13 protein-coding genes are annotated in these 14322 nt (G+C 62.6%); 5 read left to right on the forward strand and 8 right to left on the reverse strand.

The features are described from left to right. Positions 1 to 12 precede the first annotated feature (12 nt). From CLU93_RS20470 to dapC, 7 genes are all read right to left on the reverse strand, one after another. Positions 13 to 2007, reverse strand: coding sequence for an ATP-binding cassette domain-containing protein (locus CLU93_RS20470; protein ID WP_099763078.1), 1995 nt, complete (start codon positions 2005 to 2007; stop codon positions 13 to 15). A gap of 104 nt (positions 2008 to 2111) precedes the next feature. Next, the gene (gene prmB, locus CLU93_RS20475; RefSeq protein WP_099763079.1) at positions 2112 to 3002 is read right to left on the reverse strand and encodes a 50S ribosomal protein L3 N(5)-glutamine methyltransferase; all 891 of its coding nucleotides are present in this window, start codon (positions 3000 to 3002) and stop codon (positions 2112 to 2114) included. A gap of 56 nt (positions 3003 to 3058) precedes the next feature. Continuing rightward, a complete protein-coding gene (gene dapE, locus CLU93_RS20480; RefSeq protein ID WP_099763080.1) occupies positions 3059 to 4195 on the reverse strand; it encodes a succinyl-diaminopimelate desuccinylase in 1137 nt (378 codons plus the stop codon). A 34-nt stretch (positions 4196 to 4229) separates the two neighbouring features. Next, positions 4230 to 4586, reverse strand: coding sequence for an ArsC family reductase (locus CLU93_RS20485; protein ID WP_099763081.1), 357 nt, complete (start codon positions 4584 to 4586; stop codon positions 4230 to 4232). 133 nt (positions 4587 to 4719) lie between these two features. Further along, positions 4720 to 6267, reverse strand: coding sequence for an FAD-dependent monooxygenase (locus CLU93_RS20490; protein ID WP_099763082.1), 1548 nt, complete (start codon positions 6265 to 6267; stop codon positions 4720 to 4722). A gap of 122 nt (positions 6268 to 6389) precedes the next feature. Then, entirely contained in the window at positions 6390 to 7217 is an 828-nt protein-coding gene (dapD, locus tag CLU93_RS20495; RefSeq protein ID WP_086145961.1) for a 2,3,4,5-tetrahydropyridine-2,6-dicarboxylate N-succinyltransferase, read from the reverse strand. A gap of 17 nt (positions 7218 to 7234) precedes the next feature. Beyond that, positions 7235 to 8464, reverse strand: coding sequence for a succinyldiaminopimelate transaminase (gene dapC, locus CLU93_RS20500; protein ID WP_099763083.1), 1230 nt, complete (start codon positions 8462 to 8464; stop codon positions 7235 to 7237). Between the two features lie 186 nt (positions 8465 to 8650). Between dapC and tsaB the strand changes: the two genes are divergently transcribed. From tsaB to CLU93_RS20520, 4 genes are read left to right on the forward strand one after another with little or no spacing between them, the layout of a single operon-like run. Further along, positions 8651 to 9376, forward strand: a complete 726-nt coding sequence (gene tsaB, locus CLU93_RS20505) for a tRNA (adenosine(37)-N6)-threonylcarbamoyltransferase complex dimerization subunit type 1 TsaB (protein WP_180287892.1) — start codon at positions 8651 to 8653, stop codon at positions 9374 to 9376. Then, a complete protein-coding gene (rimI, locus tag CLU93_RS20510) occupies positions 9373 to 9882 on the forward strand; it encodes a ribosomal protein S18-alanine N-acetyltransferase (RefSeq protein ID WP_099763084.1) in 510 nt (169 codons plus the stop codon). Before tsaB ends, rimI begins: the two co-directional genes overlap by 4 nt. Continuing rightward, a complete protein-coding gene (locus tag CLU93_RS20515) occupies positions 9879 to 10742 on the forward strand; it encodes a uracil-DNA glycosylase (protein WP_099763085.1) in 864 nt (287 codons plus the stop codon). Before rimI ends, CLU93_RS20515 begins: the two co-directional genes overlap by 4 nt. Further along, complete coding sequence (locus CLU93_RS20520) at positions 10735 to 11661, forward strand: DUF1853 family protein (RefSeq protein WP_099763086.1); 927 nt, start codon at positions 10735 to 10737, stop codon at positions 11659 to 11661. The genes CLU93_RS20515 and CLU93_RS20520 overlap by 8 nt, the downstream gene beginning before the upstream one ends. Before the next feature lie 37 nt (positions 11662 to 11698). Here the strand turns inward: CLU93_RS20520 and lplT are convergent, their stop codons facing one another. After that, the gene (gene lplT / locus CLU93_RS20525) at positions 11699 to 12961 is read right to left on the reverse strand and encodes a lysophospholipid transporter LplT (RefSeq protein WP_071076427.1); all 1263 of its coding nucleotides are present in this window, start codon (positions 12959 to 12961) and stop codon (positions 11699 to 11701) included. Between the two features lie 247 nt (positions 12962 to 13208). Between lplT and alr the strand changes: the two genes are divergently transcribed. After that, positions 13209 to 14288 carry an alanine racemase gene (alr, locus tag CLU93_RS20530; RefSeq protein WP_099763087.1) on the forward strand — a complete coding sequence of 360 codons (1080 nt, stop codon included), beginning with the start codon at positions 13209 to 13211 and terminating at the stop codon, positions 14286 to 14288. The last annotated feature ends 34 nt before the right edge of the window (positions 14289 to 14322 follow it).

The raw sequence follows: 14322 nt of genomic DNA on the forward strand, positions 1-14322 counted from the left end.
GTCGTTGCCTGATTAGCCGAGTTTCTCTAACTGATCCTGCAGATCGAGCCATTCCGCTTCCAGCTGCGCCAGGTCCTTGGTGAAGAAGGTCTGGTCGGCCAGCAATTGCTTCAGCTTGGCCTTGTTGGCGGCGTCGTAGATGGTTGGCTCGCCCAGCTTAGCTTCCGTTTCCGCCTTTTGCGCGTTGCGCTTGGCAATCTGCTCTTCCTGGCGCTTGATCTTGTTTTCGATCGGCTTGCGCAGGGCGGCGGCCTTCTGGCGGTCTTCCGCTTCCTGGCGCTTGTCGCGCACGGGCGCGGCAGGAGCGGCTGCCGCTACCGCTACCGGTGAGACGACAGGGAAGTCCGTCTTGTTGGCCTTGCCGGCGGCCGGCAGCACATCGGTACCTTTACCCAGCTTGGTCTTGAACAGCCAATCCTTGTAGTCGTCCAGGTCGCCGTCGAACGGTTGCAGCTTGCCGTCGGCCACGATGATGAATTCGTCGGTGGTGGCGCGCAGCAAATGGCGATCATGGGAAACGACGACCAGCGTGCCTTCGAACTGCGCCAGCGCTTCCGTCAGCGCTTCGCGCGTTTCCAGATCCAAGTGGTTGGTCGGTTCATCGAGCAACAGCAGGTTCGGACGCTGCCAGACGATCAGGGCCAGCGCCAAACGGGCTTTTTCGCCGCCCGAGAATGGGGCGATCGAGGCGGTGACCATGTTGCCGGGGAAGTTGAAGCCGCCCAGGAAGTTGCGCAGTTCCTGCTCGCGCACGGTCGGGGCGATCTTCGACAGATGCCACAGCGGCGATTCGTCGTGGCGCAGCATTTCCACCTGGTGCTGGGCGAAGTAGCCGATGTTGAGGCCCTTGCCCATGGTGGCGTCGCCCGTCAGCGGCATCAGTTCGCCGGCGATGGTCTTGATCAGCGTCGACTTGCCGGCGCCGTTCTGGCCCAGCAAGCCGATACGCTGGCCGATCTGCAGCGAAAACTTGATGCCGTTGACGATGGTTTTATGCGTGATTTCGCCCGTCGCTTCGTTTTCGATCTTATAGCCCGCGTCGACGTCTTCCATCACCATCAGCGGGTTCGGCGCGGAGAGTGGCTCGCGGAATTCGAACGAGAATTCGGCGGCGGCGCGCAATGGCGCCAGCTCTTCCATCTTCGCCAGCGCCTTCATGCGGCTTTGCGCCTGGCGCGCCTTCGAGGCTTGCGCCTTGAAGCGGTTCACGAACGATTCCAGATGGGCACGCTTGCGCTGCTGCTTTTCCAGCGCGCCGGCGGCCAGGATCATCTGCGCCGCACGCTGGCGCTCGAAGCTCGAATAGTTGCCCGAGTAGCGTTTCAGCTTGCGTTCGTCGATATGCACGACGACGTTGACCACTTCATCGAGGAAGTCGCGGTCATGTGAAATGATCAATAAGGTGCCGGCATAGCGCTTGAGCCAGTCTTCCAGCCAGATGATGGCGTCCAGATCCAGGTGATTGGTCGGTTCATCGAGCAGCAGCAGGTCGGACGGGCACATCAGCGCTTGCGCCAGGTTCAAGCGCATGCGCCAGCCGCCGGAGAAACTTGCCACCGGTTGCTGCATCTGGTCCAGCGTGAAGCCCAGGCCCAGCAGCAACTGTTCGCCGCGCGACTGCACCGTGTAGGCGTCGGCATCGGCCAGCGCGCTGTACATGTTGCCGATGGCGATGCCGTTTTCCGTGCTTTCCGGTTGTGACTCGAGATGCGCCAGCTCCGCTTCCAGTTTGCGCAGGGTGATGTCGCCATCGATCGCATAGTCGAGCGCGGCACGGTCCAGCGGCGGGGTTTCCTGCGCCACGTAAGCCACGCGCCATTTGGCGGGAAAATCGATCTCGCCCTGGTCAGGGTGCAATTCGCCACGCATCATGGCGAACAGGCTCGATTTGCCCGCGCCATTGGCGCCGATCAGGCCGATCTTGTCGCCCGGATTGAGGGTGACATCGACTTGTTCGAGCAACGGTTTGATGCCGCGCATCAAGCTTACTTGTAGGAAACGTATCATTTTTTTCTTTGCGTTTTAACCCAAAGGCGCAAACCTGGGGTCGGACCCTGAGGGTCCGACCCCGGCATTTGCAGTTGGGTTGAGTGAGGTAGTGCGTTTGTCAATTAACCTAGCTTGAGCTGCTCGGCCGTCAGCAGGAATACCATGTCGTCGCCAGCGCTCGTCGTCAGCCAGGTCAGGCCCAGCTCGCCGAAGGCCGCTTCCGCGTAGGCGCGTTCGTTGCCGATTTCAATCATCAGGATGCCATCGTCCGTCAGGCGCTCGGCCGCGCCGGCGATGATCTTGCGCACCAGGTCCATGCCGTCGCTGCCGCCGTCGAGGGCGATTTGCGGTTCGGCCAGGTATTCCTGGGGCAGCGTGCCCATCGACGCGGAATTCACGTACGGCGGGTTGCTGATGATCAAATCATATTTCTTGGCCGGCACGTTGGTGTACAGGTCCGATTCGATCAGCTTGACGCGATCCTGCAATTTGTACGTGTCGACGTTGCGCTTGGCCACGGCCAGCGCGTCGGCGGAAATGTCCACCGCGTCCACTGCGGCGTTGGGGAAGGCGTCGGCCATCATGATCGACAGGCAACCCGAGCCGGTGCACAGTTCCAGGATGTTTTCCACCGCTTCCGGTTCCGCCACCCATGGCGAAAAGTATTCAGGGATCAGTTCGGCGATGAAGGAACGGGGCACGATCACGCGTTCGTCGACATAGAAATTGTAGGTGCCCAGCCAGCCTTCCTTGGTGATGTAGGCGGCCGGCACGCGGTCGATGCTGCGGCGGTCGATGACCGTCATGACGCTGGCGATTTCCGACGGCAGCAGCTTGGCGTCGAGAAACGGTTCGAGCTTGTCGAGCGGCAACTTCAACGTGTGCAGGATCAGATAGGCCGCTTCGTCGAACGCTTCGGCGCTGCCGTGGCCGAAAAACAGCTTGGCGGTATTAAAACGGGTAACGGCGTAGCGCAGCAGGTCGCGTGGCGTGGAAAACGGGTTCGGGGTCATGGCATTCTCGAAAAGACGGTGTTCTGGCCCGCCGTGACGGGCCTCGGTATTCTGGTTCAGACGGGCAGCAAATGCTCCAGCGTGCGCCGGTAAATATTCTTCAGGGGATCGATGTGGCGCAGTTCGATGTGCTCGTCGATCTTGTGAATACTGGCATTGGGCGGCCCGAATTCTATCACTTGGGGGCAGATTTGCGCGATAAACCGGCCATCCGAGGTGCCGCCCGTGGTCGACAGCTGCGTCAGAATGCCCGTTTCCGCGTGAATCGCGGACGACAGCGCATCGGACAGGGTGCCGCGCGGCGTGAGGAAGGGCAGGCCGCTCAGGGTCCAGTGCATATCGTATTGCAAGTCATGCCTGTCGAGGATGGCGTGCACGCGCGCTTGCAAGCTTTCCGCCGTGCTGGCCGTGGAAAAGCGGAAGTTAAAGTCGATCACCATGTCGCCCGGAATCACGTTGTTGGCGCCCGTGCCTGCGTTGATGTTGGACATTTGCCACGAGGTCGGCAGGTAATACTCGTTGCCCGTATCCCATTTTTCCTCGACCAGATCGGCCAGCGCCTGCGCCGCTTCATGGATCGGGTTTTTCGCCAGGTGCGGGTAAGCGATATGCCCTTGCACGCCCTTGATTGTCAGCCGGCCCGACAGCGAACCGCGGCGCCCGTTCTTGATCATGTCGCCCAGCTGCGCGCTCGACGTCGGCTCGCCCACCAGGCAATAGTCGATCTGCTCGCCGCGCTCTTTCAACTTGTCGCAGACGATGACGGTGCCGTCCGTGGCCGGGCCTTCCTCGTCGCTGGTGATCAAAAAGGCGATCGAACCCGTGTGGTCGGGCGTGGCGGCGATGAATTCTTCGCAGGCCACCACCATGGCGGCGATCGAGGTCTTCATGTCGGCCGCGCCACGGCCGTACAGCTTGCCGTCGCGCTGCGTGGGGATGAACGGCAGCGAGCGCCATTGTTCGACGGGGCCGGTCGGCACCACGTCCGTATGGCCGGCAAAGACGAACACGGGGGAACTCAATCCACGCCGCGCCCACAGATTGGTGACGTCGTTCGACTGGATCGTCTCGCAGACAAAGCCCAGCGGCGTGAGGATGTCGATCAGGTGCTGCTGGCAGCCCTTGTCATCGGGCGTGACCGAAGACAGGGCGATCAGTTTTTCGGTCAGGGCGAGGGTTTTGGAGGTGGTCATGGTGTAGAGCGGGGTGCTTCTGTCTAAGTAAAAATTACAGCCCGAAAATGGCTGCGTACTGTGCATCTGAAAACGCCACGCTGAACTTGCCATCCTTGTCCAGCACGGGGCGCTTGATGATGGACGGGTTTTCCAGCATCAGTTCCACGGCGCTGGCTGCATCGGTGATCGAAGCTTTGCGCTCGTCGGACAGGGCGCGCCAGGTCGTGCCTTTCCTGTTGACCAGCACATCCCACGGCAATTGTTGCAGCCATGCCTCGACGGTGGCGCGTTCCAGGCCCTGCTTCTTGAAGTCGTGGAAGGTGAAATCGAATTGCTGCGCAGCCAGCCAGGTGCGGGCCTTTTTGACGGTATCGCAATTGGGGATACCGTAGAGTGTAATGGTCGTCATGGGTAGGGCCAAGGGGAATGAATGCGGTTCGCTTGATCGCGGCGCTTGCGCCAGGACGAAATGCGATGGTAGCCGCCATTATACAGTCGATGCGCAGTCGATGCGGCAGTGCAACACGGCCCAGTGATTTCCCCTACACAGGCCGTGGCGCCGTCTTGCCTGTCTCCGCCGGACCGAAATGCAGGCCCAGTCGCAAGGCCAGGGCGCGCAGGGCGCCGCTTTCCTGCAGGTGCAGGGCCAGCGCGATGTGGCCGTCGGGGCGCACCAGGTAGGCTGCGTCGCGCCCAAGGCCGGCCAGCTTGGCGGCCACATTATAGGTGTAGCAATGCACGGGCAGTTTCAGCACGCGCGCCTCGTTCAACAGTTCGGGCGCCGGCTCGCCATAGATGTGCAATTGCCACTCCATGCTGCGCAGGGCCGTGAAATTGTCTTGCGTGCCATCGGAGAACCACGGCAGGCGGTCGCCGCCGCGCAGGTACTGCGCATGGCCCGCGGACAGGGCGCTGTCTTCATAGCTGATCTCGATTTGCGACACGGTCTGGAACAGCAAACGGCGCGCCCGTTCGAAGCCCGAGAGGAAGGGCAGCGCGTGCGGCACCAGCCAGCGCCGCAGGAATTGCCCGGCCATGCCTTGCGCGACGATGGCCTGGAAGGCGCGGTCGGTGGTGGCGACGAGCTTGCGGGCAAACACGATGCGCTCGCTTTCATAGGTGTCGAGCAGGGCGTCGTTGCACTGGCCATGCAGCTTTTGCGCCAGTTTCCAGGCCAGGTTGACGGCGTCGCCCAGGCCCGTGTTCATGCCCTGGCCGCCCACGGGGCTGTGCAAATGGGCCGCGTCGCCGAGGATGAAGCAGCGCCGCGCGCGAAACTGCGCCGCCACGCGGTGGTGCACTTTATAGGTGGAAAACCAGTTCACCTGCTCGACCTGGATGCCCAGCAGGGTTTGTACCTGTTCGCGCACATCGTCAAACACGGGCGCCGGCGCGCCATCGGCGCGGTCGGGCAGGATGCCGATCAGGCGCTGCATGCCGCTGGTGCGCACGGGCAACATCAGCGCAAATGCGTTCGCGCCCAGGTGGGCGTGCAAATCCGTATTGCTGCCGGTCACTTGCGCATCGGCCACGTAGTACAGGTGGTCGTAGGTGCCGCCGGAAAAGTCGACACCGGCGATCTCGCGCACCTTGCTGCGGGCACCGTCACAGCCGCAGATATAGTCAAACGTGCAATATTGGCGTTCGCCATCTTTCAGTAGAATGGCTTGCACTTCGCTATCGTCCTGCGTCCACAGGTCCAAAGTGACGTTCCATTCCACGTGCACGCCGGCCGCCGCCAGCTTGCTGATGAGAAAGCGTTCATGCTCGTCCTGGGGCAGGCTCAGCACGAAAGGATAGGGGCTCAGGCCTTCGCCGATCTCGCCCAGCGCCAGTTTCACCAGCTCCTCGCCGCCTTCGTGGATGTGCATGGCATTGATCTTGATGCCCAGGCTGACCAGTTCGTCGGCAAAGCCCAGCTGCTGGTAAAACTCCAGGGTGCGCGCATGCACGGCCATGGCCCGCGACGCCTGCCCGGGGCCGCTGTTTTTATCGATGATGCGGCAAGCTACGCCATGGCGCGTCAGGCGCAGGGCAAGCATGAGGCCGGTAGGACCGGCGCCGACGATCAATACGGGAGGAGTATTCATGCCATCCAGTATAGGACAGGATGAGAAGCGGGGGCGGGACGATTGACGTTGCTCGCCAGAAATGAAAATGTCCCGCCGAAGCGGGACATTCATGGTGCGGCGTGCGCCTTGCGGCGCAGTAATTAGATGCCGCGCAGCAGTTCGTTGATACCGGTCTTGGCGCGGGTTTTTGCATCCACGCGCTTGACGATGACGGCGCAGTACAGCGAGTACTTGCCATCTTCCGAAGGCAGGTTGCCCGAGACCACGACGGAACCGGCTGGCACGCGGCCGTAGGTCACTTCGCCCGTGGCGCGGTCGTAGATCTTGGTCGACTGGCCGATGTACACGCCCATCGAGATGACCGAGTTTTCTTCGACGATCACGCCTTCGACGATTTCCGAGCGGGCGCCGATGAAGCAGTTGTCTTCGATGATGGTCGGGTTCGCTTGCATCGGTTCCAGCACGCCGCCGATGCCGACGCCGCCGGACAGGTGGACGTTCTTGCCGATCTGGGCGCAGGAGCCGACGGTGGCCCAGGTATCGACCATGGCGCCTTCATCGACGTAGGCGCCGATGTTGACGTAGGACGGCATCAGCACGACGTTCTTGGCGATGAAGCTGCCGCGGCGGGCAACGGCTGGCGGTACCACGCGGAAACCGCCCTTGGCGAAGTCTTCGGCCGTGTAGTTGGCGAACTTGGTCGGCACCTTGTCATAGAACTGCATCGTGCCATCGGATGGCAGGACGACGTTGTCTTCCAGGCGGAACGACAGCAGCACGGCTTTCTTGACCCACTGGTTGACAACCCAGTCGCCCGTGGTTTTTTCCGCCACGCGGATGCTGCCGTTGTCCAGGCCATTGATGACGTGGGAGACGGCGTCGCGCAGTTCGGCCGTGCCGTTGCGCGGATTGATCTCGGCGCGGTTTTCCCAGGCCTGGTCGATGATGGTTTGCAGTTGTTGGCTCATGATGATGTCTTGTTTATTTAGTTGGTTGATGCGGATGCGGAAAGCTGCTGGCAGAATTTTACTATGCGCAATGCGGCTTCCAGCCCTTCGGCCGTTTCGGCCACCAGGGCCATGCGGATGCGGTTGCGGCCCGGATTGATGCCGTGCGCGTCGCGCGCCAGATAGCTGCCAGGCAATACCGTCACATTATATTCGGCGTACAGGCGCTGCGCGAATTCGGTGTCGGACAGTCCCGTGCGGCTGACGTCGGCCCACAGGTAGAAGCCGGCGTCCGGCAATTGCACGTCCATCACCGCTTGCAGCAGCGGCGTGATGGCGTCGAACTTGGCGCGGTACTTGGCGCGATTTTCCTCGACATGGGTTTCGTCGTTCCAGGCCGCGACGGAGGCCGCCTGCACGGCGGGGCTCATGGCGCCGCCGTGGTAGGTTCGGTAGAGCAGGAATTTTTTCAGCACTTCGGCGTCGCCGGCGACAAAGCCCGAGCGCATGCCCGGCACGTTCGAGCGCTTCGACAGGCTGGAAAACACCACCAGGCGCGCATACGGACGTTCGATCGTGGACAGGCCCAGCATGTGCGCCGCCTGCAGCGCGCCCAGCGGGGGCGTGTCGCCGTGGTAAATTTCGGAATAGCACTCGTCGGCGGCGATGACGAAGTCGTAGCGCTCGGACAGGGCGAACAGGTGTTCCCAGTCCGTCAGGGTCAGCACGGCGCCCGTCGGGTTGCCGGGCGAGCACAGGAACAGCAGCTTGACCTTTTCCCACACGGACGCGGGCACCGCGTCGTAGTCGCAGCCGAAATTGCGTGCCGGGTCGGAATTGACGAAATACGGTTCGGCGCCGGCCAGGTAGGCCGCGCCTTCATAGATCTGGTAAAACGGATTCGGGCTGATCACCAGCGAACCGGCCGACGGATCGATCACCGTTTGCGCCAGCGCAAACAGCGCTTCGCGCGAACCGTTCACGGGCAGGATTTGCGTGGCAGGATTGAGTTTGGGGATGCCATAGCGGCGTTCCAGCCAGCCGGCGATGGCGGTACGCAAGGCTTCCGAGCCGATGGTGGTCGGATAGCTGGCCAGGCCGTGGATATTGTCGACCAAGGCCTGCTCGATGAAGGCTGGCGTCGGGTGCTTGGGTTCGCCCATGCCCAGGCTGATGGGCGCATACTCGGGGTTGACCGTCACGCCGGCAAACAACTGGCGCAGCTTTTCGAATGGATATGGTTGCAGTTTGGCAAGAAGTGGATTCACGGAGCGGACCAGGGCAAGAGTGGGGTGATAGTGTCGCGTATAGATTGCCAGGCATGGCGCAATGACGCCAGTCAAGCAATCAGCTTAGCCTTTTATTATAGCCGTCCTCACGCACGGGCTGTGCAAGTGGGCTGTTGTTGGCCTGCACGGCGTGCCGCTCCCGGGCCTGGCAAGGTAAAATACGCCATGCCTATCTTACTTCCCACCCTGCTTGCCATTGAAACTTCGTCCGAACTCGCTTCCTGCGCCTTGCTGCGCGGCGATGTCATCCTGTCCCGCGCCTCGTCAGGCGTGCGCACGCATTCCCAGTCGATCTTGCCGATGGTGCAGGAATTGCTGGCCGAAGCGGGCGTGACCCTGGCCGACGTCGACGCCATCGCTTACGGCTCCGGCCCCGGCTCGTTTACGGGCGTGCGCACGGCCTGCGGCATCGCGCAAGGCCTGGCGTATGGCGCCAAGCTGCCTGTCGTGCCCGTCGTCACGCTCGACGCCATGGCGCTCGCGTGCCACCAGCAGCATGGCGCGCAACACATCGTGACCGTGCTCGACGCCCGCATGGGCGAAGTGTACTGGGCGCAATATGAATATCAAAATGGCTTGCAAGCCGTCCTGCCGCCGGCTCTGAGCGCGCCGGCCGGCGTGGCGCCGCAAGGCGACGTCGTCGGCTGCGGCAACGGTTTTGGTGCCTACGCCGAAGCGCTGGCCGCGTTGCCGTGCGCCGCCACGGCTGACGCCGCCATCATGCCGCACGCCGTGCAAGTGGCGCAGCTGGCGCGCATCGCCTTTGCGGCCGGTCAGTTCGTAACGGCGGCCGAGGCGCAGCCTTTGTATTTGCGCAACAAGATCGCCTATACGAGCGCGGAACGGCACGAGATGCAACTGGCCAAGGCCGCTGCGGAGTCGGCGCAATGATGGAGGAGGGCAAGGACGCAGTGACGCAGGACGACAGCGCGGCAGGCTGGGACTTGCTGCGCCTCGACTATCAGCCGATGCTCGAAGCGGACCTGGCTGAGGTGCTGGCGCTGGAACAGCGCGTGTATCCGCATCCCTGGACGCACGGCAACTTCGTCGATTCGCTCAAGAGCGGCTACCCGGCCTGGGTGCTGCGTGACGTGGACGGCACCCTGCTCGGCTACTTTTTATTGATGCTGGTGGTCGACGAGGCGCACTTGCTGAATGTGGCCGTCGAGGGCGCCATCCAGGGCCAGGGGCTGGGTCGCTTCCTGCTGAACCAATCCTGCGCCTGCGCGCGCCAGCTGGGCATGGAATCGATGCTGCTGGAAGTGCGCCCGTCGAACGCGCGCGCGCTCGATATTTATCAGCGTTATGGATTTGAACAGATCGGCCGGCGCAAGGGATACTATCCGGCGGCCAACTCGCAACGTGAGGACGCCATCGTGATGCGTTATACCTTATGAACCGCAGCGCCGTTTTCCTCGATGAAATGGGCGTCGGCCCCCTGTGGCGCTTGCGCCAGGGCGCCGCACCCGAGGCGGTTGACGCCGTTGAGACCGTCGCCGTGGCTGCCATGGAGGTGGCCGTGGCCGAGGTTGCTGCGCCTGCGCCTGCACCTGCTGCCGCAGTTGAAGTGCTTGCCGAGGTGGAAGCCGAGGCATTTGTCGCCATTGCCGCTACGCCAGTCCCTGACGACACGGCCTGGTTCGACGATGCGCCCGCGCCGCCACCGGCCAGGCAGCTGAGCGACGCCGATATCGCCACCCTCGACTGGGATGGCTTGACTGCCGCCGTGGCGAAATGCGCGCGCTGCGACTTGTGCAAGACGCGCAAGGGCGTCGTCATGGGCCGTGGCGACCGCCAGGGCGCCTGGCTGATGCTGGCCAGCAGTCCGTCGCGCCTGGAAGAACGGGAAGGGCGCGCCTTGCCGGGAGAGCAGGGCAAATTGCTCGACAATATGCTCAAAGCCATCGGCCTCGAGGCGGGCCGCGATGTCTATATTACGCACTTGCTGAAATGCCGTCCGCTCGACGAGGCGGGGCAGGAACGCTTGCCCACCGAATCCGAGTCGGCCGCCTGCCGCCCGTATTTCGAGCGCGAACTGGCCCTGCTGCAACCGCGCACCATCGTCACCCTCGGTTCCATGGCCGCTGCCGGCATCAATCCCGGTGAAAAGCCCGTGCGCGGCAAAGTGCGCCAGCTGGGCAGCGTGTCCGTCGTGGCCACCTTCCACCCAGAGCAAATGCTGCAGGACGGGACGGGCAAGGCCAAGGCGCGTGCCTGGGCCGACCTGTGCCTGGCGAAAAGCACGCACGGTGGTTGACACATTTCAGGTCCGCTTCGAGCGCCGCTGGGGCCATCTGACGCACCCCCGCGTGCGTGCGCTGGCCTGGCTGCTCGACTCGCCCGACTTGCTGGACCCGGCCAGCGCCCACTGGGGCGGGCGCATCGCCAGCTTGCCTTCCGTTACGCCTGCCGTGGCGGCATGGCTGGGGGCGCTGCAAGATGACCCGTCGCCGCTCGATGCGGCGCTGGGGCCGAAATTTTATTCCCGCCTGGGCCTGTACGCTGAAAAGCTGCTGGCCTTTTATTTTGAGCAGCACGGCGTGCTCGCTGCGCATGGCTTGCAAGTGCAGGTGAACCGCAACGATACGGTGGGCGAGTTCGACTTCCTGCTGCGTGACGGGAATGAGTTGCTGCACTGGGAATTCGCGACCAAGTTCTACCTGCTGGAAGGCGCGCCCGATCCCGGTGTCTTCAACCACTTGATCGGCCCCAACCTGGCCGACACCTTGGGATTGAAGATGCGCAAGATTCTCGACAAGCAACTGGCCTTGTCTCGCCATCCGGCTGCACAAAGCTTGCTGGCGCAGCCCGTGCGCGCGGCGCAGGCGCTGGTCAAGGGCTGGCTGTTTTATGCTCCAGACGCCACGCCCTCCCTGGACGGTATTTCCCAGGAACATGGACACGGCTTCTGGTGCACCCCAACACAATTGCCGGCGCAGCGCTATGCAGTGCTGCCGCGATTGCAATGGCTGGCGCCGTTCAAGGGGCGCGAGGTGGCAGTGCTGGAGGTAGAGGCCTTGCGCGCGCAGTTGTCTGATCTGGCGCAACCGGTGATGGTGGCCACGGTGGACCATGTCGAAGGCTGGGAAGTGGAGCGCACGCGCGGTTTTGTCGTGCCCCATGACTGGACGGAGCAGGCCGCCGCACGGCGGCTGGCAGGCACGCTACCTGCGTAGGTCGGATTAGCGCGTAGCGCGTAATCCGACACCACCGTTAATGCTTATGCTCGCCGATCAAGGACAGACTGTCGTGTTCCAGCTGGTTCAGCTTGTGCCGGCGCATGATCATGTACATGGTGCCGGCGACGAACAGGCCGAACAGGGTGATGATGATATTGAGCGGCAGGTGCAGGCGGATCATGATGGAATACACGGCCAGCATGGTGAGAATCGACAGGTTTTCATTGAAGTTCTGCACGGCGATGGAATGGCCCGCACTCATCAGGACGTGGCCGCGGTGTTGCAACAGGGCATTCATGGGCACGACGAAGAAGCCGGACAGGGCGCCGATCAGTATCAGCAGCGGGTAGGCGATCCACACGGAGTGCACTTGCGTCATCATCATGACGATCACGCCCATGGCGATGCCCAGCGGAATGACGGTCAGCGACTTGCGCAGCGGAATGAAACGTGCCGACAGCACGGCGCCGGCGGCCACACCGATGGCGACCACGCCCACCAGGCTGGTGGCCTTGTCGAACGGCATGTTCAGCGACTGCTTGGCCCATTCCAGCACGATCAGTTGCAAGGTGGCGCCAGCGCCCCAGAACAGGGTCGTCACGGCCAGGGTGATCTGGCCCAGCTTGTCTTTCCACAGGATGGAATAGCAATTGGCAAAATCGGTGATCAGTTTGATAGGATTGCGTTCCTGATGCGCATACACGCAGCCCGTGTCGGGAATCTTCAGGTTGGCCAGGGTTGCCAGCACATAAATGCCTACCACCACGCACAGGGCCGCTTCCGTCTTGTTGGCGATGCCCGTGTCGATCAGCGGGATGTCGATCGACAGCAGCATGTCGGACACGTGGCCGCTGACCAGCGCGCCGCCCATGACGGTGCCGAGGATGATGGAGGTGACGGTCAAGCCTTCGATCCAGCCATTCGCCGCGACGAGCTTTTCCGGCGGCAGCAGTTCCGTCAGGATGCCGTACTTGGCGGGCGAATACACGGCCGCGCCGAAGCCGACGACGGCGTAGGCCAGCAAGGGGTGCACATGGAAGAAGACGAGGGCGCAGCCGAAGATCTTGACCATGTTGGCGATGAACATGACCTTGCCTTTCGGCAATGCATCCGCGAAGGCGCCGACAAAAGCGGCCAGCAGTACGTAAAACAGCACGAACGACAATTTGAGCAGCGGCGTGATCCACGCCGGGGATTTCATGGACACCAATAAATCGACGGCGACAAAAAAGAGGGCGTTATCTGCCAGCGAGGAAAAGAACTGCGCCGCCATGATGGTATAAAAACCACGATTCATTCTGGATTGCCTGAAATCATATCTGGCTTGCTTTATACCACGAAAAAACGGCAAACCCCAAGTTTGGGCGGGGTCGCTTTGCATAGTCTTGCCTAAGCGAAGCTTAATTTTTCTGCCGTAGAAAAATACACATAGATGTGAGCATTTTATAAATGATGTCCTCTGCACATGATCGTGGGCGCCTGCAGTGTCCGCTTACTGTGCATCCGGTAAAATACGGCTTTCCCACCCGCCGTGAACGACGCATATGCCCAGGCCCCTCATCGCCACCATCCATCTGGATGCCATGCAACAGAATCTGGCGCGCGCGCGCGCCTGCGCCCGCGGCGCCAAGGTGTGGGCCGTCGTCAAGGCGAATGCCTATGGCCACGGTCTGGAACGGGCCATGCGGGGCTTTGCCGACGCCGATGGCCTGGCGCTGGTCGAGGTCGATTACGCCGTGCGCTTGCGCGAACTGGGCTGGACCAAGCCCATCTTGCTGCTGGAAGGCTTTTTCGACGCCAGCGATCTGCCGGTCATGGCGCAATATGGCTTGAATGGCAGCGTGCATTGCGAAGAACAGATCGCCATGCTGGCAGCGGCGCGCTTGCCGCACGCCATCGATGTGCATCTGAAGATGAATACGGGCATGAACCGCCTGGGTTTTACGCCAGATGCCGTGGCGGCTGCGTATGCGCGCCTGCGCGCCATGCCGCATATCGGCACGATCACCCTGATGACGCATTTCGCCAATGCGGACGAGGCGGCGCCCACGCGCTTGCCACTGTCCCAGCAGATGCTGCGTTTTGAAGCGGGCGCGGCCAGTATAGATGCGGCCTTGCCGCGCAGCCTGTGCAATTCGGCCGGCTTGCTGCTGCACCATCTGGACAGCGACTGGGTGCGCCCCGGCATCATGCTGTATGGCGGCACGCCCAGCGGCACGTCGGCGCAGGCGTTCGGCTTGCTGCCCACCATGACCTTACGCAGCAGCATCATCGGCATCCAGGATATCGCCGCTGGCGAAGTGGTGGGCTATGGCAGCCGCTACGAAGCGGCCGGCAATATCCAGGTGGGCGTGGTGGCTTGCGGCTATGCGGATGGCTATCCGCGCCATGCGCCCGAAGGCACGCCCGTGCTGGTCGACGGCGTGCGCACGGGGCTCATCGGCCGGGTCTCGATGGACATGCTGATGGTCGACCTGACGCACGTGCCCGGTGCGCGGGTCGGCAGCAATGTAACCTTGTGGGGGCAGGGCCTGCCGATCGACGAGGTGGCGCTGGCCGCCGGCACCATCGGCTACGAGCTGATGTGCGCGCTGGCGCCGCGCGTACCGGTGAGCGAAGCGTAGGGTGACGCGGCAGCGCGGTTTGTATATACTGTAT

It is taken from the genome of Janthinobacterium sp. 35, from assembly GCF_002754575.1.
Lineage (GTDB): Bacteria > Pseudomonadota > Gammaproteobacteria > Burkholderiales > Burkholderiaceae_D > Janthinobacterium > Janthinobacterium tructae.